This window comes from Fortiea contorta PCC 7126, assembly GCF_000332295.1.
GTDB classification, from domain to species: Bacteria; Cyanobacteriota; Cyanobacteriia; order Cyanobacteriales; family Nostocaceae; genus Fortiea; species Fortiea contorta.
In genome coordinates, this window is record NZ_KB235930.1 from 3,262,713 (window position 1) to 3,283,937 (window position 21,225).

Sequence of the window (21,225 nt, forward strand, 5' to 3'; positions counted from 1 at the left end):
TAAACAAATCGCAATTTAACAAAAAATTACTAAAAAAATGCTGAGTACACCGATAAATATCCACTTACCCCGTCATCCTCACCTAGTAACTTCCTTACCAGGGCCTCGCGCTCAAGCTATTATAGAACGCGATCGCGCCGTCACATCACCTTCCTATACCCGTGACTATCCCCTAGTCGTAGCGCGCGGTGAAGGCTGCATGATAGAAGACGTTGACGGCAATGTATTCTTAGATATGACCGCTGGAATCGCCGTTACCAACACCGGACACGCTCACCCAGAAGTCGTAGCAGCAATTCAAACTCAATCAGCACGCTTATTGCACATGTCGGGGACGGACTTTTATTATGAACCGATGGTGGAATTAGCAGAAAAATTAGCCGCTCGCGCTCCTTTTCCCCAAGGAGCAAAAATATTTTTTACCAATTCCGGTGCTGAGTCCAATGAAGGCGCAATTAAATTAGCTCGATACTACACCAAACGCTCCGCAATTGTCGCCTGTTTGGGCGCCTTCCACGGTCGCACCTACGGAGCCATGTCCCTCACAGCTTCCAAAGTCGTACAACGCGCCAGTTTTGGGCCCCTAGTTCCCGGAGTTACCCATATTCCCTACGGTACTCACGCCAGCTTAGATTATTTAGAAAAGCAACTATTCAATACCACCTTACCACCCCAAGAAGTAGCAGCGATCGTTGTCGAAGCCATTCAAGGCGAAGGAGGTTACATCGTTCCCGAAGATGGTTTTTTGCAGAGAATTCGCCAGATATGCGATCGCTATGGCATCCTGATGATAGTAGATGAAGTGCAATCAGGCATGGGACGCACTGGTCGTCTGTTTGCTATCGAGCATTGGGGCGTCATGCCTGATATGATCACCACAGCTAAAGGAATCGCCAGCGGTTTACCCCTAGGCGCCATTCTCGCCAAACCAGAATTAATGACCTGGCCTCCTGGTGCCCACGCTACCACATTTGGCGGCAATCCAGTTGCTTGTGTTGCTGGTATCACCACCATGCGACTGTTAGAAAACGGTTTGATGGCTAACGCATCCTCTATGGGAGAGTTATTACAAGCCGGTTTGCAAAACTTACACCAAAGATTTCCTGTAATGTCTTCACCACGGGGAAAAGGTTTGATGGTAGCGGTAGATTTAATTGACATCGCAGGTAATCTTGATCATAAACTACGCGATCGCATCATTCAACAAGCATTTTTGAGAGGTTTATTATTACTAGGTTGTGGTAAAGCCGCAATTCGTTTTTGTCCACCCCTAGTCATCGACAGCAACCAAATTCAAATCGCCCTACAAATTCTCAGCGAAATATTACTAGAATCTAGAGCTTGAGAACTGCTAAAAACTCCTCAAACCTAGAGAAACAACAAATAACCAATGAATCCCCAAATAGCCCTTAATCTCTACAGCTTACTTTGGCAAGAATACACCGCCAGAGTCAGCTACGCCCGCACCTATCAACAAATGATTACGGCTGCAGGTGGAACTGTCGCCAACGACCATATCGCCTTTCGGTCACTGCGTTTATTCATAGATAGTTCCCAAGGTAAAATTAATTTAGGAATTGATTATCTAGGACAAATTGCTACAGCTTTAGGATACGAAACATCAGGCGAGTATTTCTTTCCAGAAACACACTTATACGCCCGTCATTATCGCCATCCACAACAAGAAAAATTTGATTTACCTAAACTGTTTATTAGCGAATTAATTGTCGATGAATTACCCGTTCATATTACCCAGTTAATCAAGCAAACAGTATCTACATATAATTATCAAATTCCCTCTGTTTTCACAGTAGAAGATAACCAAGAAAACACTGTTCAAAAATTCAAAAAAATATTCACCCGTCCCTGGAAACCACCCCAACTTTCCGTCATCCAACAAGTCAATCAAGTAACACAATATGGCGCTTGGGTACTGTTACATGGTTATGCAGTCAACCACTTTACAGGTTACGTCAATCGCCAAAACACTTCCCAATACCCAGACATTGACGTCACTGCGCGAGGTTTGGCTAATTTAGGCGTCCCCATGAAAGCAGAAATCGAAGGAAATATCACCTGTGGTCTGCGCCAAACCGCTACTCAAGCAGTCACAGAAATGGTAACAGTCATAGATGATAAAAATCATACTGAAATTCAAATTCCCTGGACTTATGCTTATTACGAAATTGCACAACGCTATTTTTTAGAAGTAGAGCCAGGAAAACATTTACTCTTTGACGCTTTTCTCGGAAACAACGCCCAGCAATTATTTGAAATGACTCGATTATCTTGATTGATACTACTCGTTCATTTCCTTTAAAGTCGCTAACGCTGAAGGCGATAACCGACTCAAATAACGGAAAATCCAATATTTAACTATAGTATCTAAAATCACGGGAAATGTGGCAATAAATAAAAATATTACACTGCGATTAGCCGGTAAACCTAAATGTTCTGCTAATCCATCTAAAAGCACTTCCCATCCGTGGGGAGAGTGAAACCCGACAAATATATCTGTGAACAGAATAATTAAGAAAGCCTTCGCACTGTCGCTTAAACCATAAACAAGATTATCAATAAAAGATTTGACAATCACTATTTCTCTTTTGCTATTAGCGATGACCCCGGCAAAAGCAATTAAAGAAATTATATCAGCAAAGATATTACTGATAGCATCTCGGCTTTTTTTGCGAAATTCCGCAGCTATTTCTAATGCCTTATCTTTAACTTTTTCTGCTATTCTTTCTGAAGAAATTTCTGGTGCTGACTTTAAGAGCATAGCAAACTTTAATTTTTCTTCAAAAATTTTCAACTCACCCAAAGCTTCGCCTTCCATATCAGAATTCAGAAAAATCTGCGGCTTGTCTTTGTTGACATATCTTTCAATTAACGGACTGATAATTAATTGTTTAGAAAAATGCTGCGTTAAAATAGGTACAAGAATTAAAATGAGGAAAAATCTTAATGACGTTCTTGTGCGCTGTCTAGAAGAACGCTGATTTTTGATAAATTCTGCTTCAGCTTGAGGAGAAAAATCAGCCTTGATTTTATTAATTGTTATTCCTAAAGTACGAGGTAACAATCCCGGCTTTTTAGAAATAGCTTGGGCTTGCATACTTCCCGTCTTAATTTCACTATTTTCTGTTAATAGCGGTTGAGCAACTGAATTTAATTGATTGTCAATCACAGGCTGAATTTTCGTGTGATATTTAGATACAACCGTATCAATAAACTGTAGTTTTTCTAAAATATTAATATCAGCAACATTGACAAGAGAATAACTGAGGCGAAATTCAGCCAACCTCACATCAATAATAGTTAAATTCTTATTTAAGTATTCTTGCCAATAAGACACGACATTTTCACTGTAATTTCCTGATTCAGGAGCAATTTTTTGTGCAGCAAATTGTTCTATTTCCACAGCTTGAATATTCTGCGCTGCTGCATAAGCTGCTAAAATTGCCCTTTGCGGCGTATCTAAATACCACCTGCTATAAACTCGTAAATATCCCATAATTTTTCGATGCAGTAAATATTGACTTTTTGCGAAGAAAGCAGCTTTCATTGCAGCCATTTTTGTAGAGAATATGCGACTTGATTATTGGAGTCGAATCACAATAATTTCACCAGACTTTGATCACTGGCTATTTTCCGGTAGGATAACAGCCAGACACCAATAACTTTTGGTAGCCCGCTCCCCAATCAAGTCCTCATACTGGCGAACAGTCGCACCTGCTGGTAATGGGAGACACTAAACCACACCCAGAAACCTGTTGTATGACAAATTCATCAATCACTACACCCGAATTATCTCCTAGTTGGTATCTTTTGTTGCAACAACTCTTAGACCGTCAATCTCTGTCTCGCAGCCAATCAGCTGAATTGATGCAAGGGTGGCTGACCGCATCAGTACCATTAGAATTATCAGGAGCAATTTTAACGGCGTTGCACTTTAAAGGAGTTTCGGCTGAAGAGTTGACGGGGATGGCTGAGGTGTTACAATCTCAATCGGCTCTACACAGCCCAGATGAGTTGATTGCCGTTACAGATAGGCAAAACCCTCCCCTGCTCATCGACACCTGTGGTACCGGTGGTGATGGGTCATCAACTTTTAACATTTCCACAGCGGTGGCGTTTGTCGCGGCGGCTTATGGGGTTCCTGTTGCCAAGCATGGAAATCGCTCGGCGTCAAGTCTTACGGGTAGTGCAGATGTGTTAGAAGCCCTGGGAGTGAATTTAACTGCTGCTGGCGAAAGGGTACAAGCAGCCGTACAAGAGGTGGGAATCACTTTTTTATTTGCCCCTGGTTGGCACCCTGCACTGAAAGCTGTGGCTCAATTGCGGCGAAATCTCAAGGTACGGACTGTGTTTAATCTCCTCGGCCCCTTGGTAAATCCTCTACATCCCCAGGGACAGGTTGTGGGGATATTCGATCCCCAACTGTTAGCAACGGTGGCTCAAGCTTTACACCAATTGGGTAAGCAAAAAGCAATTGTAGTCCATGGACGGGAAAGATTGGATGAGGCGGGGTTGGGCGATTTAACTGATTTAGCAGTTTTATCTGCAGGTGAAGTACAGTTAACTTCCGTTAATCCTGAAGAAATTGGCTTGACACCTGCGCCCATAGGTGCATTACGGGGTGGTGATGTCCAAGAAAACGCGGAGATTTTGAAAGCGGTACTCCAAGGTAAAAGTACTCAAGCACAACAGGACGTGGTGGCTCTCAATGCTTCACTGGCGCTGCAGGTAGCTGGTGTGATTCCGCTGTTAGCCCATGAGCAAGGAATTCAAGCCGCTAGGGAGATCCTAAATAGTGGCGCTCCTTGGGTAAAGTTGGAGCAATTAGTCCAGTTCCTGAAGAATTAACCTCAGAGTTCCCTTGGGGGCGAAATTCCACAACATGGCGCTTGATAGTGACATCGTAATTGCCAAAAAAATCATGCCCCAATAATCCAGTTTCCAGTTCCGAGCCAGCGATCGCCACCGGTACCTGATTGACTGCGACCCCAGCCACTGCCATAGAATTAACATAGCCGATCGCAAATTCCACCGCTCTAGAGCTAGCAGTGTTGGCTTTGGCTTTCCCGACAGGCACTACTCCCAAGACGCTAGCCATATCTTGAGTGATTACAGTCCCGCTGGCGCCTGTATCTACAATCATTTCAAAGTGCTGCTCACCATTGAAAGTAACTTCAATAATTGGTGTACCACCAATTCGCCGTTTTATAGGTACAGAAATTACTTCTTGCTCTGGGGTAACTGGTGTTGATGCACGGGCGATGGGCTTAGGCGGTGACACTTTGATCGGGATAGCCGCAGATAGAGATGGGGTGGGCTGAGGTTGACTTTTGGTTTGGGGGACAACTACCACCACCCGCTTTGGTTCCGTGACCTTGATCGGTTGGGGATCGTAGTTAGCTTTGTGTAAAGCGTATTGGATCTGGTTTTGGTATTCGGAAATTTTGATCTGCGCCACCACAAAATTAGGACTTTGTTGCTGCACCTTTTTCATCAGAGCGATCGCATCCTCAAGTTGACTCACTACCAAATTCCAATCATCAGGAGATTGAGCAGATTTACTGATACTCAGCGCCCCCGCTGCCTTGTCTAATGCCAATTCAAAAGAGTTTGGCACCACGTCAGCTAACGGTTGTGGTTTGAGGCTAGATAAAGGTGTGGCGACTTCCACAGGCGGCGATAATGGCAAATTGCCCATCGGCGTAGGCTGCTGATTACCAAGCTTTGCTGTAGTTTGCTTGTCTTGGCTACAGCCCACACTTGCAACCGCTAAAGCACTTGCCAGAAACACAGGGGTTGCACGAATCAAAAAAGACTGAAGCATAATTAATTCTGATTTTACCTGCCCAAGAGCTTGTCAATCTACTCCTGCCAATGATTCTGCAGAAAAGTTTTTGCCTATTTAATAGCCTACTCAATATTTTAATTTTTTATTAATTGACCTGAGCCGTCGGAGTTTCTCAACTCATGGCATAATTAGCGATCGCAGCTTACTCGGCAATCAAGGCTAGAAAGTAAGCAGTTTCACCTATACCCATGCCCGAACACTATTTAGCTTTCACAGCTTATGCCCCTGTCTGACGCTATCCCTGCTCTACTTGTCCTAGCAGATGGAACCACATATCGTGGCTGGTCTTTTGGTGCCACAGGTACCACCATCGGGGAAGTAGTGTTCAACACCGGAATGACTGGATATCAAGAAGTGCTGACCGACCCCAGCTACTGCGGTCAAATAGTCGTCTTCACCTATCCAGAATTGGGAAACACTGGAGTCAACCCCGATGATGAAGAATCGACCAAACCACAGATTCGGGGTACAATCGCTCGCAACATTTGTTACCAACCAAGTAACTGGCGCTCTACACAATCCTTTCCCGACTACCTCAAGCAGCACCAAATACCAGGTATCTACGGCATTGACACCCGCGCCCTCACCCGCAAAATTCGTGCAGTCGGCGCCATCAATGGTGGTATCTCCACCGCCATTCTCGATGAAGCAGAGTTACTAGAGCAGGTACTAGCCGCCCCCAACATGACAGGATTAAATCTCGTGCGAGAAGTCACCACCTCGGAGATTTATGAATGGTCAGATCCCACCACCCCAGTTTGGGAGTTCAGCCCAGATGCAACAGCCAATTCTCAACCATCCTTCACCGTCGTCGCTCTTGACTTTGGCGTCAAACGCAACATTCTCCGGCGTTTAGCTAGTCACGGTTGTCGGGTGATAGTTGTTCCCGCGAATACCTCACCAGAAGTCATCCTCAACTACAATCCAGATGGCATCTTTCTTTCTAATGGGCCGGGTGATCCTGCAGCAGTTATCGAAGGAATTGCCACTGCCAAAGCATTATTAGAAAGTCAAAAACCCATTTTTGGTATTTGTATGGGACATCAAATATTGGGTCACGCCTTGGGAGCAGAAACTTTTAAACTCAAGTTCGGTCATCGAGGTTTGAATCAGCCTGCAGGTTTACAACAACGGGTAGAAATTACCAGCCAAAACCACAGTTTTGCTATCGACCCAGATTCCTTACCCGCAGCACTTTTGGAAATTAGCCATCTCAACCTGAATGATCGCACCGTCGCCGGATTACGTCACAAATCCTTGCCCATCTTCTCCGTCCAATATCACCCAGAAGCCAGCCCCGGCCCCCACGACGCTGATTACCTGTTTGCACAGTTCGTCCAAGCCATGGGAGACGCCCGACAAGCAGCGATCGCCAAAGTGAGTTAAAAATGGGGCATTGGGCATCCCTACCCATACCTAATCCAACAGATTGTAGACAACTAGCCCAAAAACCATCTATACTTGAACGTTCACTTTCACCATGAGGAGGGAGTTATTGCTGAACCACTTAATCTAACCGTGAGCCTGAGGGGCACTCTTGAAGCCCGGGATAACTGTCAGCTATTCCGCCTCACAGGATTGTTAGATGCCTTTTCCGAACCCACATTCCGCAAGGTGCTTGGTGGCAAAATAGATGCGGGCCCACAACATATCATCTTGGATCTCTCGCAGATTGACTTTGTTGATAGCTCTGGCTTGGGTGCTTTAGTACAGCTAGCCAAACAAGCTCAAACTGCTAATGGCACCCTGCAAATTGTCACCAACGCCCGTGTTACTCAAACAGTCAAGCTTGTTCGCTTAGAGAAGTTTCTCTCCCTGCAACCAAACGTTGAAGCGGCTCTAGAAAACATCAAGTCATCTTGATTGCTTGGCCAGAGAGATTTGTCTAGCTATCCAATTGCTTGATCTGGATAGCTTAATTTATAGAACAGCTGGCGCACCTCTCTCCTCGTGGGAGAGGAATCAAAGCCAGCCGCTCTCAACCCTAATTTTTCTACTATATTCAGTAATTTTTATTAGTATTGATAATATTAAGTAGCGCTGAATGAGCTACTTAAGGTATGATATTTATCCCTAAACATGCGTCCCCAATGTAGCCAGTGAAGGAATAATCAATTTGTGAGGTCAAAAGAGGAAGATCTATTAAATGGACAAGACGAAGCCCCCAAACAGGATTCATCTTGGACTCAAGCCCTCTTAGCAAGCACAACCTACTTACACCAACAAATACCTAAGTCACAATTGCCACAAATTTCTCCGATGGCATTAGCCTATATGGGAGATGCAATCTATGAATTATATGTTAGGATGTATTATCTACTGCCATTGCAGCGACCAGACACTTACCATCGTCTGGTAGTGGCACAGGTAAGAGCGGAAAAACAAGCGCTACATTTGCGATCGCTAACTCCTTATCTGAACGACAATGAATTAGAAATTGTCCGACGAGGCCGAAACGCCGCCACAGGACGCCCCAAACGAGTTGATCCCGAAATTTATCAACAAGCAACTAGTCTAGAAACATTAATTGGCTATCTATATCTCAGCGATTTTCAGCGCTTAACCGAACTATTGCAAAAACTCCATCTACAGGAATAGTGGGCGACTAACCCCACAAAAGCAAAGTCAGTCAAGTAATCTCTGTAAATTGAGGGAATCAGTGTGCCCACTCATAAGCAACACCAAATACTTATATGACTAATAAACCAAGAAAAATCAAGACTGCTGGCGAACCAAATCGTGCGCAACCTGTAAAAATCAAAGGTAAGCGCATCCTAGCTAATCCGGTTCGCCATCCTCGACAGGGAGAAGGAAACCCCGCCCCCAGCAGACCCAGCCAACCCCGCCGCGTCTCCCTTCCATCGCCAATCGTCAAACCAGATCCTGAAGAAAGCGACCTCATTTATGGACGTCATCCGGTTCAGACGGCGCTGGAAAGTCAGCGCGGTCTGAACCGGATCTGGATTACTACTCGCCTGCGCTATGATCCCCGCTTTCACCACTTGATTCTCCAGGCTAAAGAAAATGGTGCCGTCATTGACGAAGTGGAACCCAAGCGCCTAGACCAAATCACCGACGGCGCCAATCACCAAGGTATAGCCGCACAAATTGCTCCCTACACATATATCGAATTACACGAACTCATAGCACAGGCGAAATCCCTAGCAGACCCAGTAATTGTTGTTGCTGATGGAATTACTGATCCCCATAACTTAGGGGCAATTATTCGCACGGCTGAAGCCATCGGCGCTCAAGGACTGATAATTCCCCAAAGAAGGGCTTCGGGGATCACATCGACTGTGGTAAAAGTAGCAGCAGGTGCTTTAGAACAATTTCCTGTAGCTAGAGTAATTAACCTCGGCCGCGCTTTGGAAGAGTTAAAAGCATCTGGCTTTTGGATTTACGGTACTGCAGTTACAGGCAGTGAACCTCTGCATACCGTTAATTTCAGTGGCCCTATCGTTTTGGTAGTTGGCTCAGAAGGGGAAGGACTAAGTATGCTAACGCAACGCTCCTGTGATGTTTTAGTGTCAATTCCCTTGCAGGGTAAAACTCCCAGCCTCAATGCCTCGGTAGCATCTGGTATGGCACTTTATGAAGTTTATCGCCAAAGGTCGTTAAACACACTTTATCTGGATAAGTTACACAAACCTCTTTGAAAAATCAGAGTAAAAGAGTATAAAGAAATGTAAAGGAAAAAACCAGCAAAGCACCGTTTAACATCCACTATCTTTTTGATAAAACGGCAAGTACCATGAAAACTATTTGGGATAACCTCAAAGAAACGCTAATTAATACAGTCAACAACCTTGGCTTGGCTTGGTGGGTAGAGATTGTGACACAGAACCCCTCTTGCACATACTACTTCGGGCCGTTTCTCAATTCTGCGGAAGCCAAAATCGCACTTAAAGGCTATGTAGAAGATTTAGAGTTAGAAGGCGCGCAGGGAATAGCAGTAAATATTAAACGTTGTAAACCCGGTTCTCTAACAATCGCCGAAGACTTGGGGGAACGGATTGACCGTAAAGTAAAGCCTGCCTTTAGCGGTCAAATGTAAGTTAGGCAATAGTCAACTGAAATATAAAGTCTGAAGTATGGAATGCGGAATTATACCATCTCTTGTGAGATGGAGCAATAATATCCGCTTTTTTGTCATAATCATTTAAACTTCATGCCCTCAGCCAAAAGTTTTCTACCCTGAAACTTTTGGCAAATTAGCTACGGTCGCTACTAATTTTAGTTTCTCTATTATGTGCAAATATCCTAAAATGGGATAAAATGCCCACGTTACGATTTGGAGAGCCATAAGAATCAATGAGTCGATCTAATTCAAACGCTAGTTCTGCGGAAGTTTTGAAACGAAAAGCTACGAGTACAGTTGGGCGCGGTAAGGTTGTAAACTTAAATACCAAACTCAAATTCTCTAAGTGGAGCGATGAACACGTTTCATTATTTCTCGGTGACAGCCTTGAATTTTACCAAAACTGGGAGCAACCTACTGTAATCGTTTCAGACGGGGCTTATGGTGTTCTTGGCTTTGAGGGAGATACGTCCGATCACATTGACTTGCCCAATTGGTATCAGCCTCATATTGAAGCATGGTCAAATGCAGCGATGCCATGCACAACACTCTGGTTCTGGAACTCAGAAATTGGCTGGGCTGTCGTGCATCCAATTTTAGAAAAATATGGCTGGCGATATGTTAATTGCAATGTTTGGAATAAAGGCAAGGGCCATATTGCGGGAAATGTTAACACAGAAAAGATCCGCAGATTTCCAGTAGTTACAGAGGTATGTGTTCAATACGTAAGAGAGGTTAAGCTAAATGAACTTACCTTAAAAACTTGGTTGCTACATGAATGGAAACGATCTGGACTGCCATTGCGACGAGCAAACGATGCGTGTGGTGTAGTAGATGCTGCTACTCGAAAATATTTTGATCAGGGACACTTATGGTACTTTCCACCTCCGGAGATGTTTGAAAGGCTGGTCAATTACGCGAATGAACATGGTAGTCCTGAAGGAAAGCCTTATTTCTCATTAGACGGTATTCAATCTTTAACAGCGCAAGAATGGAGTAAAATGCGCTCGAAGTTTAGATGCCCTCCAACTATTTCTTGAGCTTCTAAAAACTCATCGGCAGAACCTTGAAACTTATAGCCACTGGTGCTTGTTTGCTGGAGGTTTGCAGTTCTTTGGGTTGTGTCTTCTGGTTCTAAAACAAGATAGTCTGGTGGATTATGATAATGAGTGTCTCTAGCTAAAGCTACTGATAAACCAGATACAACGCAAACATCTAGAATGTAGGGTTTTCCGTAAATAATTTTCTCAGGCAGCCATGCCAGCATTGCAACATGAGTTTGATCGAACTGAAAGTGATTCTGACTATCTTTGAATCGTGCAGTTATTTCCGTCGCCAATGGGAACCATGCTTTAATCTCTAATCCTGGTGTTGGTTGAACGTCTCCAACAAAAATAGTGTCTGGAAATCCTGGATCTTGTCTCTCCCAGCTTCCTAATTCAGAAAAATTATCTTGCTTATTCAAGAATTCAACAGTGTTAAATTCAATTAAATTTCCAAGTAAAGGTGAAAGCTTTGAGATCACCTTAGCTAAATTGACTGCTGAATTAACAGTTACAGGTTTAGACACATCTAAAACATCAAATTTATGCCCTGCTAAATTAGCGAGGTATTGAGATGCAAGTCTGATTACATCCGGTGTGTTCATGGCTTTTCCTCACGGGATGCTTCAAAGATTTGCTGTTCCACCTCGCGCAAGAGGGCACAAGGATCTACACCAATTACGCGAGTAACTATAAGGAACTCAACAACATCCAAGCGTCGCTCACCATTTTCATACTTGGCAACGAAAGATTGCGGTTTTTGAAGAGATTTAGCGAGAGATTCTTGAGTAAGTTGTGCTTCCTTGCGAGCCGCAATCATACAGCGACGGAATATGTCATACTCCTGGCGAGAAATAGATCTCATCGTGCTTTGGCTTTAGCACTTATGTGTACGTCAAGTACGATAAACCTATTATCGGATAATCCCAAAATAGGATATTATAGCCATAGCCACATAGGTTAGGACATTAGACTTCTTGCAGAAGTCGGGAACTCTTAACAGAGAGTAGAAAAGGTACTTTTGCAAGAGGTTTATTAACTAAAGATAAGACGCTTACATAAAGCGAAAACTCAAGCCAGTGCTACCTCAGCGCCTTGCGTCGGAATCTTCTGGCGTCGGAGCGGCGGCCTCCGCCGTTAGCGCAGCGGTAGCGAGTCCGCGAGCGTCTCTGAATCTTTGTAAGAGAGGCTAACGAATATCAGTAATCTGGGGATAAGCTCCTAGCCAGTAGTCTATGTCATTCAGTACCCGGTCTGGTATCTCCCAAGGAAAAAGATGAGCAGTTTCAGGGTAGCATTGCCATTGACAATCTTTGAGGTTCCGAGCAGTTTCTAAGCTGGAATCAGCCGTAATATGAAAGTCTTGAGCACCCGCAAGTACCAAACTAGGGCATTGAATTTGCCGCAGTTCGGGGATATTATTATACCCAGCTTGTAATGCTTGCCAGAGGGCGCGAGTTGCAGGGCGAGAGGTTTGCAAATAAGCGGGCACTGCTGCTTGAGCAATATATTTGTAAGCAGTGGGTGTATGCTGTTGAATTAAATAGCGAAATAGCGATCGCTTGCCAAATGTTTCAATATTCCATTGCCAACCCGGTTTTAGCAAATTAACCAGCGCCGCAATCCCAGTATAAACATTATCTTGCCAAGTAATCGGTGGGTGATTGCCACGGGGTCTAGCCGCTGTCGCCACTAAAATCAATCCAGTCACTCGCGTTGGCAAACGTAACGCCAACTCCATCCCCAGAATACCACCAAGTGACCATCCCAATACTAAACATTTTTCGATCTGAAATCGGTCTATCAGCGCTTCTAAATCAGTTAAATGGTCATTCATGACAAAATTGTCATTAACGCGACTTTTGCCGTATCCACGCAAATCTGGGGCAAAAGTTTGATAGCGTCTTGATAAGTGATTAGTAAACACACTCAGACTGTTACCAGAACCGGGATGACCATGTAAGCAGAGAATGGGGAATCCTTGGCCTTGGACGTAGACCTTCAGGCGTACAGCACCAGTGGTATAACTAAGGCGATCGCCCATAACTCACCCTTGTTTTGTCTACTGAACAATAATAGTTCTCATTGTGTCACACCAATTTTGATTTTTGGATTTGGCGAAAAGTGGAGACGATAACTAATCGCCAATCGCCGCTAAAAACCAATGCTCTGTATATCCGCCAGCGTAAGTAATCACACACATTTGTCTGTAGGTGGCGTGAATACCAAAAGCTACTCCTGTAACTTTAAATGCGGAGTTAAACAAGTTTTGTCGATGACCCCGTGACGGTACTCCATCATCAATAATTAACTGCATAACGATATCTTCGGCTGTGTAAGAACCGTAGCTGATATTTTCACCTGCTGTAATTTGCCAATCACCGTAGCGACTAATGCGAGTAGCCGGATCGCTACCATCACTACCATCATGACCTGTGGTTCCTTTTGTACCTTGGTCTTTGACGTGATCTCTAGCACCAAAGGACATTCCTGAAGATACGGTCAAGGCACCTACGGGATATACTGTGTGCAGAAAAGCGATCGCTTCTTCAACAGCGCTTACCCCTTCTTGTGTTTGCAGATAAAGGCGCTCAGAGATTTTTACTTTGTCATCTTGGAAGCGCTGTTGCCAATTTTCTAAAATAGGCACATATGCAGCCGGATGCATCCGCACTTTGTTCATTTCTGCAATTACTTGTTGTTCCAAACGAGAGAGGGTATTTTCTTGTATTAAGTCACGATTACCTACTTGCAGCATTTCTGGCCAAAATGTCCGCAACCGCAGCCTATCCATTTATAACCTCACAATTTAGCAGCAACAAATCTATATATATAAATTCAGAGTTTTGTAGAGATTTTCGGGAAGAAGTTCTGATTTCATCTGAAGTTTACCTATTCTTTTTATTTGTAGCTCTGCGCCTAACCTCTCTGCAACGCCAAGTTTCAACACTGTTTGGCTTGAGATGGACTGACAAAATCGTGTAAATCTGCATCCCAAATACTGATGTAGATAAAATCACAGTTTTGACGGACAATCTGACCTTTAACTCGTCCTTTCGTAAACTGGAAATTATCAGACTGACGCTGTTGCACTTGTTGTAGTCCCTGTTTAATTTCTGCCGTGGCTTGTCCACCTAAAATGCCAATTAAGGTATTTTGCATGACTTGGGGGTCTATTGACGAAGCAAAAGCGGCTTCTGTTTGGCGTAGTGTTCCGGTATCACGGTCAAATAAGTAACCGACATCAATTTGGTTGGGAACTATTTTATAGGTAATTGCACGGGTATTAGGCCATAAACCCCTTAAATCTCTTTTGGGTTTACCGAGGGTAGCTTCCACCGTACTTCTAGCTGTACCTGTCGGGAAGGTGGGAATACTGCGGTTGCTAACTGAGTTGAGGGGCTGGGTTTGTGGCAATGTGGGAGATGTTTCTGGTGTGGGTGTAGGTGTGGGTGTGGGCTGATTTTCAACTTCCGGCTGTGGTGTGGATGCTAATGACGGTGTGGGAGTAGGTTCGGGAATTGGTTGAATCTCTGGCTGTGGCGTGACGGTGACTACGGGATTCGGGTCTATTGTAGGGGGAGAAACTACTTGTAGGCGTGGCGATGGCGGGGGTGCGACTGGAGCAGGAGAGGGTAGGGTAGAAATTGGCGTGTTGAGAGGTTCCGGGTTGGTAGTTAGAGATTGGGGAGAAGGGATAGTATCTCTGGTGATGGGTACTTCTGGCTGTGGCTGGCGGAACAGGGAAGGAATGGCTACTGCACCGAATAAACCACCTACCACTAAACTAGCGACAATCAACGCCGACTTTTGACTGTTGCTGGTAGAAATTTGTGGTGGTGAGGATAAGGCTTCAGTTTGGGGGTTTGATTTGGCAGTGGTGGGAGGTAGCGTAGCTGTGTGTGACGCACTATGACTGACAGATTGTAAAGCATACAACATTTTGCTCGCTGTGGTGTAGCGATCGCCAGCATGGGGTTTAATCGCCTGATTGAGCACCTGCACTAAATCTGCGGAAACTAGCGGAACGTGCTCAGACCAAAGTATTTCGCCTGTTTGTTGATTAATCTCTAATTCCTGGGGTGATTGACCAGTTAGTAAATAAATTGCTGTCAAGCCTAAGCTATAAATATCTGTAGCGTAAACTGGGCGTCCTAGGGCTTGTTCACTAGGCATATATCCCGGTGTCCCAATTACCATCGATTGCGTGGCGTATCCTGAAGAATTCACCACCGAGCGGATAGTTTCTTTCACAGCACCGAAATCAATTAAAACCGGTTTGCTGTCAAGTGAACGGAGAATAATATTATCTGGTTTAATATCTCTATGGATGATGCCCTTGCTGTGGATATAATCCAAGACTGTCAACAAACTGAGGAGCATTTTTTTGACAACAATTTCGCTTTCGTATCCTTTAGTTTGGACAACTTCTCGTAAAGTTTGCCCATGAATCCATTCTTGAACTAAGTAAAACTGCCCATTTTCCGAAAAGTAAGCATAAAGTTCGGGAACTTGGTCATTGCTCTTACCCAGATACTCTAAAGTCGCCGCTTCTCTCTCAAACCGTTGTTGAATCATTTTATAGGTTTGCGGGTCGTTGGAGATGGGTTTGAGTTGCTTAATCACGCACCGACGCCGAGAAGGCATATGAGTATCTTCCGCTAGAAAGGTTTCGCCAAACCCACCAGCACCGAGTACTTGGATCACTTGATAGCGATTGTTCAGCAGCCTTGTTGTCATGAAAGTTCACACCATTCGCTCTTTCCCAATGTACATCACGCAAATGAAGTATGAAGGGTGAAGTATGAAGTATGAAGGGTGAAATTACTTCGCCTATAAAGGGATGGGGTTTGAACTGATGACATGAGCGATGGTATCTGCTAGTCTTTGGCATTTGTGATGACCCAGGTGTCATTATGTTGGATAATGCCAAAGGATATCACAAAGAAGAAATGGCGCTTCAGCGGTTAACTACAAATCGGGTAACAGTAGGATTTGGCTTGGCATTGGCTGTATTGCTGGGTGTAAGTGTTAATGCTTATTTGAATTTGCTTAACTACAGAAAGTCGGCTGATGCTGTTGAACATACCCTGAGAATTCAGAACACCCTTGAGAGCATTATTTCTAGCCTGAAAGATGTTGAAACTGCTCAACGAGGCTATTTGTTAACGAACAATCAAGACTATCTTAAGCCTTATCAAGAAGGACTAAAAAAAATTAATCCCACTGTCCAAAGATTGCAAGAATTGACGCGCAATAACAGCACTCAACAGCAACGACTCAATACTTTGGAATCTCAGATCAACTTAAAGTTAGCAGAACTAGAACAAACAATCTCCTTACAAAAAAGCAATCAACAAGAGGCTGCTTTACAGGTGGTGCGGGGGGGTGAGGGGAAGCAACTGATGGATAAAATTCGTCAGTTGGTGTGGGAAATGAAATCCCAAGAGAGCAGCTTGTTAACTCAAAGTAGCGCTGCTGCTCAAGATAAGGCGCAAAAAACTACTTTAGTGATTATTTTAGGCAATTTGTTAGCTTTGGGTTTGGTGACATTGGCAATTTTTACCCTGCATCGGGATGCTACCAAACGAAGGTATGCAGAGGAACAGTTGCAGTTGTTAAATGAAGATTTAGAACAAAGAGTTAGCGATCGCACTGCAGAATTAGAAACTATTAATCGAGTAAAAGATGAGTTTCTCTCGGTGCTCTCTCATGAACTGCGGACACCCCTCAATGCTATACTCGGTTGGGCAAAGTTGCTCCGGAGTGGCAGATTAGACGATGCCAAAGCCGAGCAAGGGTTAGAAGTAATTGAGCGCAATGCTAGATCCCAAGCTCAACTAATTGAAGATTTACTAGATATTTCCCGCATTATCACGGGTAAGCTGCGTCTGAAGGTTCGCCCTATTGCTCCCATCTCGGTGGTTGAAGCGGCTTTAGATACAGTGCGTCCAGCAGCACAGGCGCGAGGAATTCGCATTCAAACTGTGTTAGATTCTGACGCTGGGCCAGTTTCAGGTGATCCAGATAGATTGCAACAGGTAGTGTGGAATCTTTTATCTAATGCCATCAAGTTTACACCCAAAGGGGGACGAGTGCAAGTCCGGCTGGAGCGAATTAATTCCCATGTGGAAATCATCGTCAGCGATACAGGACAAGGTATTAATCCGGAGTTTTTACCGTATATTTTTGACCGCTTCAGTCAAGCGGATGCTTCCACCACTAGAGTACATTCTGGGTTAGGGTTGGGACTAGCGATCGCTCGCAATATCGTCGAGTTGCATGGGGGTACAATTCATGCTCAAAGTCCAGGTGAGGGACAGGGAACGACTTTTGTAGTTAATTTGCCGTTGATGATTGTCCATCGCCCCCTGGATACCCCAGATCGAGTCCATTCCACTGCTAATCGTGAAGTTTCTCTAGATAACGCTCCTTCTTTACAAGGTATCAATATTGTGGTAGTCGATGACGAAGCAGATACGCGAGAACTAATGATTACCTTGTTAGAGCAATATGGAGCGACAGTTACAGCCGTAGCTTCTGCAAGTGAGGCGCTAGAAAAAATTACGCAATTGCGACCAGATGTGCTAATTAGTGATATTGGGATGCCAGAGGAAGACGGTTATTCCTTAATTCGTCGAGTCAGAAGCTTGACTACAGAACAAGGTGGACAGACTCCAGCGATCGCCCTGACAGCCTACGCGAGAACAGAAGACAGAATTCAGGCGCTGACAGCAGGGTTTCAAACACACATTGCTAAACCGATAGAACCAGCGGAACTCGTAGCAGTAATTAGAAGTTTTGTAAGGCGCGATCGCTCAAGTTAAAAGGCTCGTATTTTATCATATATTAAATTGTATATTTTACGATTTTCAAAAAATAGCTAAACTAAAATGTAATTTTTTCACAGACACTAGCGAATCCCAAAAACTCAACGCCCATCAAAACATATGCATAAATTGGGCACATTCAAATTAAATAAAAGTAAACACAATCTTGGCGACACATGTAGGTTAAGGAGCGAAATCCCACACCTAAAGACTGTATTCATGTTTGGTTTGACTGCGTTCAATCCAATCTACACATCTATTGCTTATACCAATTCCGTATGAAGATGCACATAATAATACCCCCCTGTAGTCCCCCCTTGGCAAGGGGGGACGGCGTAGCCGGGGGGTAAATCTATGCCGCTTCACAAAGAAACGGTATTAATTGCAAAAAATTGGTATAACAACCAATTAACAATGCCTAATACCCAATTATAAATAATAAATAACCAATGACAAACCTACAAATTCAATTGAGTTGGGATGATCCCACCACGGGAGAACGGCGAGAACCAAGGCTGAGTGCACCTATCGCTTTTGGTCGAGAATTCGCGCTTTTACCGGAATTAATCGAGGGAATCCGTGTCTCGCGGCTGGTTTTGAATAGCAATCAAGTTTCTCGCTACCACGCTTTGGTGAAGTGGGAACAAGACCAGCTGGTGGTGATTGACCAAGACAGTGTGAATGGTGTGTTTGTGAATGGTCAGTTGCAAAAGCGTAGTGTTTTGGTGAATGGTGATACGTTGCAAATTGGGCCGTATATGATGACGGTGACGTTTGCGGCTAGTGTCCCGACGACACCTATAACTACTCCCCCTTCCAGAATTCTGTTTAATCACAACACCAATCTCCCAGACCCTAATTTGCGTCCTGCTCCACCTGTCACCCCTCTGGGAAAAAATTTCCCTCCTCCCGCTTTTCATGCAGAAAGGGTCGCTGTACAAACGCTTCATGCGACACGTTTACCCGTAGATGAATTTGATTATCTGGCGATTGGGGCGGGATTGGGTAGTTTTATCTGGGCTGATTTGCTGCGAATTAGTGGGGTGCGGGTTGAGAAAATTTTGGCTTTGGGTCTAGAAAGTGACCCTTATGCGCGCTACAAGCGCCTGTGTTTGAGTTCGCAAATTCCTTTACATGAAAGATTGCGGTCTAATTCTGACTCTTGTCCTGATAATATTTGGGGCTGGCCTAGTTATGCTATCCGCGAGGCTTGGCGTGATTTTGGTAAGGGTCACTTGCAATCGGCGTTAAAGTATTTGTGGCAAGTATTTGCAGAACCTACATACGCCGAAACTTATACACCTCGTGCGGGAGATGTGTTTAATTCCATAGACCAGGAAGCGAAACGGATTGGCTGGGATCGAATTTATCGTTACGGGCGAGTGCGAGCAATTCGCAAGACTGATGATGGTCGGTATTGTGTGGCTTATTCTCGCGGCCCTGGTGATTATGCTTTTGCGGTGGCGCGTTATTTACATTTGGCTACTGGCTATCCAGCTATTCAATTTTTGCCTGATTTGCAAGCTTATCGAGAAAAGTATCAAGATTTTAAGTCTGTGGTCAATGCCTATGAAGCCCATGACCATGTTTATGAGCAGTTGGAGCGCCAAGGTGGGACTGTGTTGATTAGAGGACGGGGAATTGTGGCTTCGCGGGTTGTGCAGCGGATTTATGAAGCGAGGAAGAAAAATCGTGATATTAGAGTTTTGCATTTAATGCGATCGCCTAAACCCATCGGTAACAAATTTCAAAAAGCGCAGCGCCTTGTCAAAAATAACTACGAGTTCCAACCTTTTAACTGGCCTAAAGCTTGTTGGGGAGGGGAATTGCGGGTAATGTTAGAAAAAGCTAGCCCTGATGAGCGCAAAAGCTTGTTAGCCGATTGGGGGGGTACAACCACTGCAGACCGTCACGATTGGCAATGGATTGTTGAACAAGGAGTTAGGGAAAACTGGTATCACACCACCTTTGGCGATGTGTTGAGTGTAGAGCGAGATGCTCAAAACCATACTGTCACCCAAATTCAAGAAAAAGGCGGCTTTGGGAAAATGACGCTGGTTGCTGACTTTATTATTGATGCCACTGGCTTAGATGCCAAGGTGGAAGCTAGCCCGCTTTTAGATGATTTGGTCAAGCATTACAAATTACCCCTCAATCATTTGGGGCGATTGGTTGTCGCTAACAATTTTGAATTAGTAGAAATGCGTAATAGTCAAGGTCAAATTTATGCGGCTGGGGCGATTACCCTGGGCGGCCCCTATGCAGCTGTTGATAGTTTCTTGGGTTTGCAATACGCCGCTTTAGTTGCTGTTGACGGACTCGCCGCTATTCGCGCTCCAGGGTTACATCGTTTAAATGCCTTGAGTTCCTTCGGTCAGTGGTGGAAGTGGGTGTTAAATCAATCACCTTCTTAAACGAATAACAAACAATTTATAGGCGAGTCTACTATTAATTTATGACACCTGATAATTCCCATAATCCGTTCCTCAAACTAAAGGTTCGTCATCTTTTTTTGCGGGGATTTTTGCTTTCAATTGGCCTTGGTATAGGGCTAGGAATCATACAAGGGGCGACGAGACTAACATTTAATCCTCAAGTCGTCACTTTGGTGCTCTACATTTTGATTTTTGGTTTACTTTGTCTTTGGCAATTAGCCGATTTTAATCGCTATGGAATCAACTTAAAATATCTGATTGGTAGTTTACCAAACCAGCAGCGGTGGTTGCCATTGGCGGGTTTAGTGATTTTAATTATTCTGTTTTCAATTAGTGGTTATTTAGTGTCGTTTTATTTGCTGTCGTTGGTTGCGCCGTCTTTTATTGAAGCTTTATTGCGGGAAGTGGCTAATAGTCCCTCACCCAACACTACAGCATCACCTTTTTATAATTTACTATCTGCGATCGCTCTTGTCATTGTCGCCCCCATCACCGAAGAATTTCTTTTTCGGGGAATTATTCTCCAGCGTTGGGCTAGCAAATGGGGGATACAATCTGCCTTGCTCGTGTCTAGTCTATTGTTCGGAATTTTACATACAAATTTCGTAGGATTAACTATTTTTGGCGTGGTTATGGGTGTATTATATATCAAGACTCGTACCTTAATTGTACCGATCGCCTGCCACGCATTTAACAATTTCATAGCAGTGATGATAGGTTTGCTCTCTACTGGTTCCAAAACTACATCAGAGGTGTATAAACTAGAACAATTGCGTTCTGGTTGGTGGGTAGGCGTGGTACTTATGCTGATTTCGCTACCGTTGCTCATAAGTTTTCTCTCCCGCAATTGGCCCCGCAAAAACGGCTTGGTTCCCTACCTAGTCAACGCCTCTGAGGGAAATAGAGGTTAATTGCTGGCTAGGAGCAGAAAAAGATCAGCACCAATGGTATAGAAATGTATAGAATCTTG

General features: G+C 44.2%; 19 protein-coding genes. 12 read left to right on the forward strand and 7 right to left on the reverse strand.

Annotated elements, in window-relative coordinates; all coding sequences use genetic code 11:
- Positions 1–37 precede the first annotated feature (37 nt).
- Together MIC7126_RS0115025 and MIC7126_RS0115030 are read left to right on the forward strand one after the other, a co-directional pair.
- Positions 38–1,345, forward strand: a complete 1,308-nt coding sequence (locus MIC7126_RS0115025; protein WP_017653980.1) for an acetyl ornithine aminotransferase family protein — start codon at positions 38–40, stop codon at positions 1,343–1,345.
- Positions 1,346–1,390: 45 nt separating this feature from the next.
- On the forward strand, positions 1,391–2,293 hold the full coding sequence (locus MIC7126_RS0115030; protein WP_017653981.1) for a DUF1338 domain-containing protein: 903 nt from the start codon (positions 1,391–1,393) through the stop codon (positions 2,291–2,293).
- Positions 2,294–2,299: 6 nt separating this feature from the next.
- Here the strand turns inward: MIC7126_RS0115030 and MIC7126_RS0115035 are convergent, their stop codons facing one another.
- Positions 2,300–3,565, reverse strand: coding sequence for a proton extrusion protein PcxA (locus MIC7126_RS0115035; protein WP_026100281.1), 1,266 nt, complete (start codon positions 3,563–3,565; stop codon positions 2,300–2,302).
- A 212-nt stretch (positions 3,566–3,777) separates the two neighbouring features.
- Here MIC7126_RS0115035 and trpD point away from each other — a divergent pair, with 212 nt between their 5' ends.
- Complete coding sequence (trpD, locus tag MIC7126_RS0115040; protein WP_017653983.1) at positions 3,778–4,866, forward strand: anthranilate phosphoribosyltransferase; 1,089 nt, start codon at positions 3,778–3,780, stop codon at positions 4,864–4,866.
- Here trpD and MIC7126_RS0115045 read toward each other — a convergent pair.
- Positions 4,796–5,842 (reverse strand): retropepsin-like aspartic protease family protein, encoded by a 1,047-nt coding sequence (locus tag MIC7126_RS0115045; RefSeq protein WP_017653984.1) that lies wholly within the window; start codon positions 5,840–5,842, stop codon positions 4,796–4,798. The two genes, trpD and MIC7126_RS0115045, sit on opposite strands and share 71 nt — an antisense overlap.
- 243 nt (positions 5,843–6,085) lie before the next feature.
- Between MIC7126_RS0115045 and carA the strand changes: the two genes are divergently transcribed.
- The 6 genes from carA (at position 6,086) to MIC7126_RS27660 (ending at position 10,987) form a co-directional block, all read left to right on the forward strand.
- The gene (gene carA, locus MIC7126_RS0115050; RefSeq protein WP_017653985.1) at positions 6,086–7,252 is read left to right on the forward strand and encodes a glutamine-hydrolyzing carbamoyl-phosphate synthase small subunit; all 1,167 of its coding nucleotides are present in this window, start codon (positions 6,086–6,088) and stop codon (positions 7,250–7,252) included.
- A gap of 132 nt (positions 7,253–7,384) precedes the next feature.
- On the forward strand, positions 7,385–7,729 hold the full coding sequence (locus tag MIC7126_RS0115055) for an STAS domain-containing protein (RefSeq protein ID WP_017653986.1): 345 nt from the start codon (positions 7,385–7,387) through the stop codon (positions 7,727–7,729).
- 255 nt (positions 7,730–7,984) lie between these two features.
- Positions 7,985–8,464 carry a Mini-ribonuclease 3 gene (locus MIC7126_RS0115060; RefSeq protein ID WP_017653987.1) on the forward strand — a complete coding sequence of 160 codons (480 nt, stop codon included), beginning with the start codon at positions 7,985–7,987 and terminating at the stop codon, positions 8,462–8,464.
- Between the two features lie 95 nt (positions 8,465–8,559).
- A complete protein-coding gene (gene rlmB, locus MIC7126_RS0115065; protein WP_017653988.1) occupies positions 8,560–9,525 on the forward strand; it encodes a 23S rRNA (guanosine(2251)-2'-O)-methyltransferase RlmB in 966 nt (321 codons plus the stop codon).
- A gap of 95 nt (positions 9,526–9,620) precedes the next feature.
- On the forward strand, positions 9,621–9,923 hold the full coding sequence (locus tag MIC7126_RS0115070) for a DUF1816 domain-containing protein (RefSeq protein WP_017653989.1): 303 nt from the start codon (positions 9,621–9,623) through the stop codon (positions 9,921–9,923).
- A gap of 257 nt (positions 9,924–10,180) precedes the next feature.
- Entirely contained in the window at positions 10,181–10,987 is an 807-nt protein-coding gene (locus MIC7126_RS27660) for a hypothetical protein (protein WP_017653990.1), read from the forward strand.
- On the opposite strand, the gene MIC7126_RS27665 is transcribed toward MIC7126_RS27660, so the two are convergent.
- The 5 genes from MIC7126_RS27665 to MIC7126_RS0115105 form a co-directional block, all read right to left on the reverse strand.
- On the reverse strand, positions 10,918–11,595 hold the full coding sequence (locus MIC7126_RS27665) for a hypothetical protein (RefSeq protein ID WP_017653991.1): 678 nt from the start codon (positions 11,593–11,595) through the stop codon (positions 10,918–10,920). The genes MIC7126_RS27660 and MIC7126_RS27665 overlap by 70 nt on opposite strands.
- On the reverse strand, positions 11,592–11,855 hold the full coding sequence (locus tag MIC7126_RS0115085; RefSeq protein ID WP_026100284.1) for a helix-turn-helix domain-containing protein: 264 nt from the start codon (positions 11,853–11,855) through the stop codon (positions 11,592–11,594). Before MIC7126_RS0115085 ends, MIC7126_RS27665 begins: the two co-directional genes overlap by 4 nt.
- Positions 11,856–12,179: 324 nt before the next feature.
- Positions 12,180–13,034, reverse strand: a complete 855-nt coding sequence (locus MIC7126_RS0115090; protein WP_017653993.1) for an alpha/beta fold hydrolase — start codon at positions 13,032–13,034, stop codon at positions 12,180–12,182.
- 93 nt (positions 13,035–13,127) lie between these two features.
- Positions 13,128–13,748, reverse strand: coding sequence for a CAP domain-containing protein (locus tag MIC7126_RS0115095; protein WP_238553695.1), 621 nt, complete (start codon positions 13,746–13,748; stop codon positions 13,128–13,130).
- Between the two features lie 185 nt (positions 13,749–13,933).
- On the reverse strand, positions 13,934–15,730 hold the full coding sequence (locus MIC7126_RS0115105) for a protein kinase domain-containing protein (protein WP_017653996.1): 1,797 nt from the start codon (positions 15,728–15,730) through the stop codon (positions 13,934–13,936).
- A 176-nt stretch (positions 15,731–15,906) separates the two neighbouring features.
- On the opposite strand from MIC7126_RS0115105, the gene MIC7126_RS27670 reads away from it, so the two are divergent.
- The 3 genes from MIC7126_RS27670 (at position 15,907) to MIC7126_RS0115120 (ending at position 21,166) form a co-directional block, all read left to right on the forward strand.
- The gene (locus MIC7126_RS27670) at positions 15,907–17,817 is read left to right on the forward strand and encodes a CHASE3 domain-containing protein (RefSeq protein WP_017653997.1); all 1,911 of its coding nucleotides are present in this window, start codon (positions 15,907–15,909) and stop codon (positions 17,815–17,817) included.
- 452 nt (positions 17,818–18,269) lie between these two features.
- Positions 18,270–20,234, forward strand: coding sequence for an FHA domain-containing protein (locus MIC7126_RS0115115; RefSeq protein WP_017653998.1), 1,965 nt, complete (start codon positions 18,270–18,272; stop codon positions 20,232–20,234).
- A gap of 110 nt (positions 20,235–20,344) precedes the next feature.
- Positions 20,345–21,166, forward strand: coding sequence for a CPBP family intramembrane glutamic endopeptidase (locus tag MIC7126_RS0115120; RefSeq protein ID WP_238553642.1), 822 nt, complete (start codon positions 20,345–20,347; stop codon positions 21,164–21,166).
- Positions 21,167–21,225: the final 59 nt, after the last annotated feature.

Excerpts from the sequence above, each read along its gene's own strand:
- MIC7126_RS0115025 (WP_017653980.1), top strand. The coding sequence starts at position 38 with ATGCTGAGTACACCGATAAATATCCACTTACCCCGTCATCCTCACCTA.
- MIC7126_RS0115030 (WP_017653981.1), top strand. The coding sequence starts at position 1,391 with ATGAATCCCCAAATAGCCCTTAATCTCTACAGCTTACTTTGGCAAGAA.
- MIC7126_RS0115035 (WP_026100281.1), bottom strand. The coding sequence starts at position 3,565 with ATGAAAGCTGCTTTCTTCGCAAAAAGTCAATATTTACTGCATCGAAAA.
- trpD (WP_017653983.1), top strand. The coding sequence starts at position 3,778 with ATGACAAATTCATCAATCACTACACCCGAATTATCTCCTAGTTGGTAT.
- MIC7126_RS0115045 (WP_017653984.1), bottom strand. The coding sequence starts at position 5,842 with ATGCTTCAGTCTTTTTTGATTCGTGCAACCCCTGTGTTTCTGGCAAGT.
- carA (WP_017653985.1), top strand. The coding sequence starts at position 6,086 with ATGCCCCTGTCTGACGCTATCCCTGCTCTACTTGTCCTAGCAGATGGA.
- rlmB (WP_017653988.1), top strand. The coding sequence starts at position 8,560 with ATGACTAATAAACCAAGAAAAATCAAGACTGCTGGCGAACCAAATCGT.
- MIC7126_RS0115070 (WP_017653989.1), top strand. The coding sequence starts at position 9,621 with ATGAAAACTATTTGGGATAACCTCAAAGAAACGCTAATTAATACAGTC.
- MIC7126_RS27660 (WP_017653990.1), top strand. The coding sequence starts at position 10,181 with ATGAGTCGATCTAATTCAAACGCTAGTTCTGCGGAAGTTTTGAAACGA.
- MIC7126_RS27665 (WP_017653991.1), bottom strand. The coding sequence starts at position 11,595 with ATGAACACACCGGATGTAATCAGACTTGCATCTCAATACCTCGCTAAT.
- MIC7126_RS0115085 (WP_026100284.1), bottom strand. The coding sequence starts at position 11,855 with ATGAGATCTATTTCTCGCCAGGAGTATGACATATTCCGTCGCTGTATG.
- MIC7126_RS0115090 (WP_017653993.1), bottom strand. The coding sequence starts at position 13,034 with ATGGGCGATCGCCTTAGTTATACCACTGGTGCTGTACGCCTGAAGGTC.
- MIC7126_RS0115095 (WP_238553695.1), bottom strand. The coding sequence starts at position 13,748 with ATGCTGCAAGTAGGTAATCGTGACTTAATACAAGAAAATACCCTCTCT.
- MIC7126_RS0115105 (WP_017653996.1), bottom strand. The coding sequence starts at position 15,730 with ATGACAACAAGGCTGCTGAACAATCGCTATCAAGTGATCCAAGTACTC.
- MIC7126_RS27670 (WP_017653997.1), top strand. The coding sequence starts at position 15,907 with ATGTTGGATAATGCCAAAGGATATCACAAAGAAGAAATGGCGCTTCAG.
- MIC7126_RS0115115 (WP_017653998.1), top strand. The coding sequence starts at position 18,270 with ATGACAAACCTACAAATTCAATTGAGTTGGGATGATCCCACCACGGGA.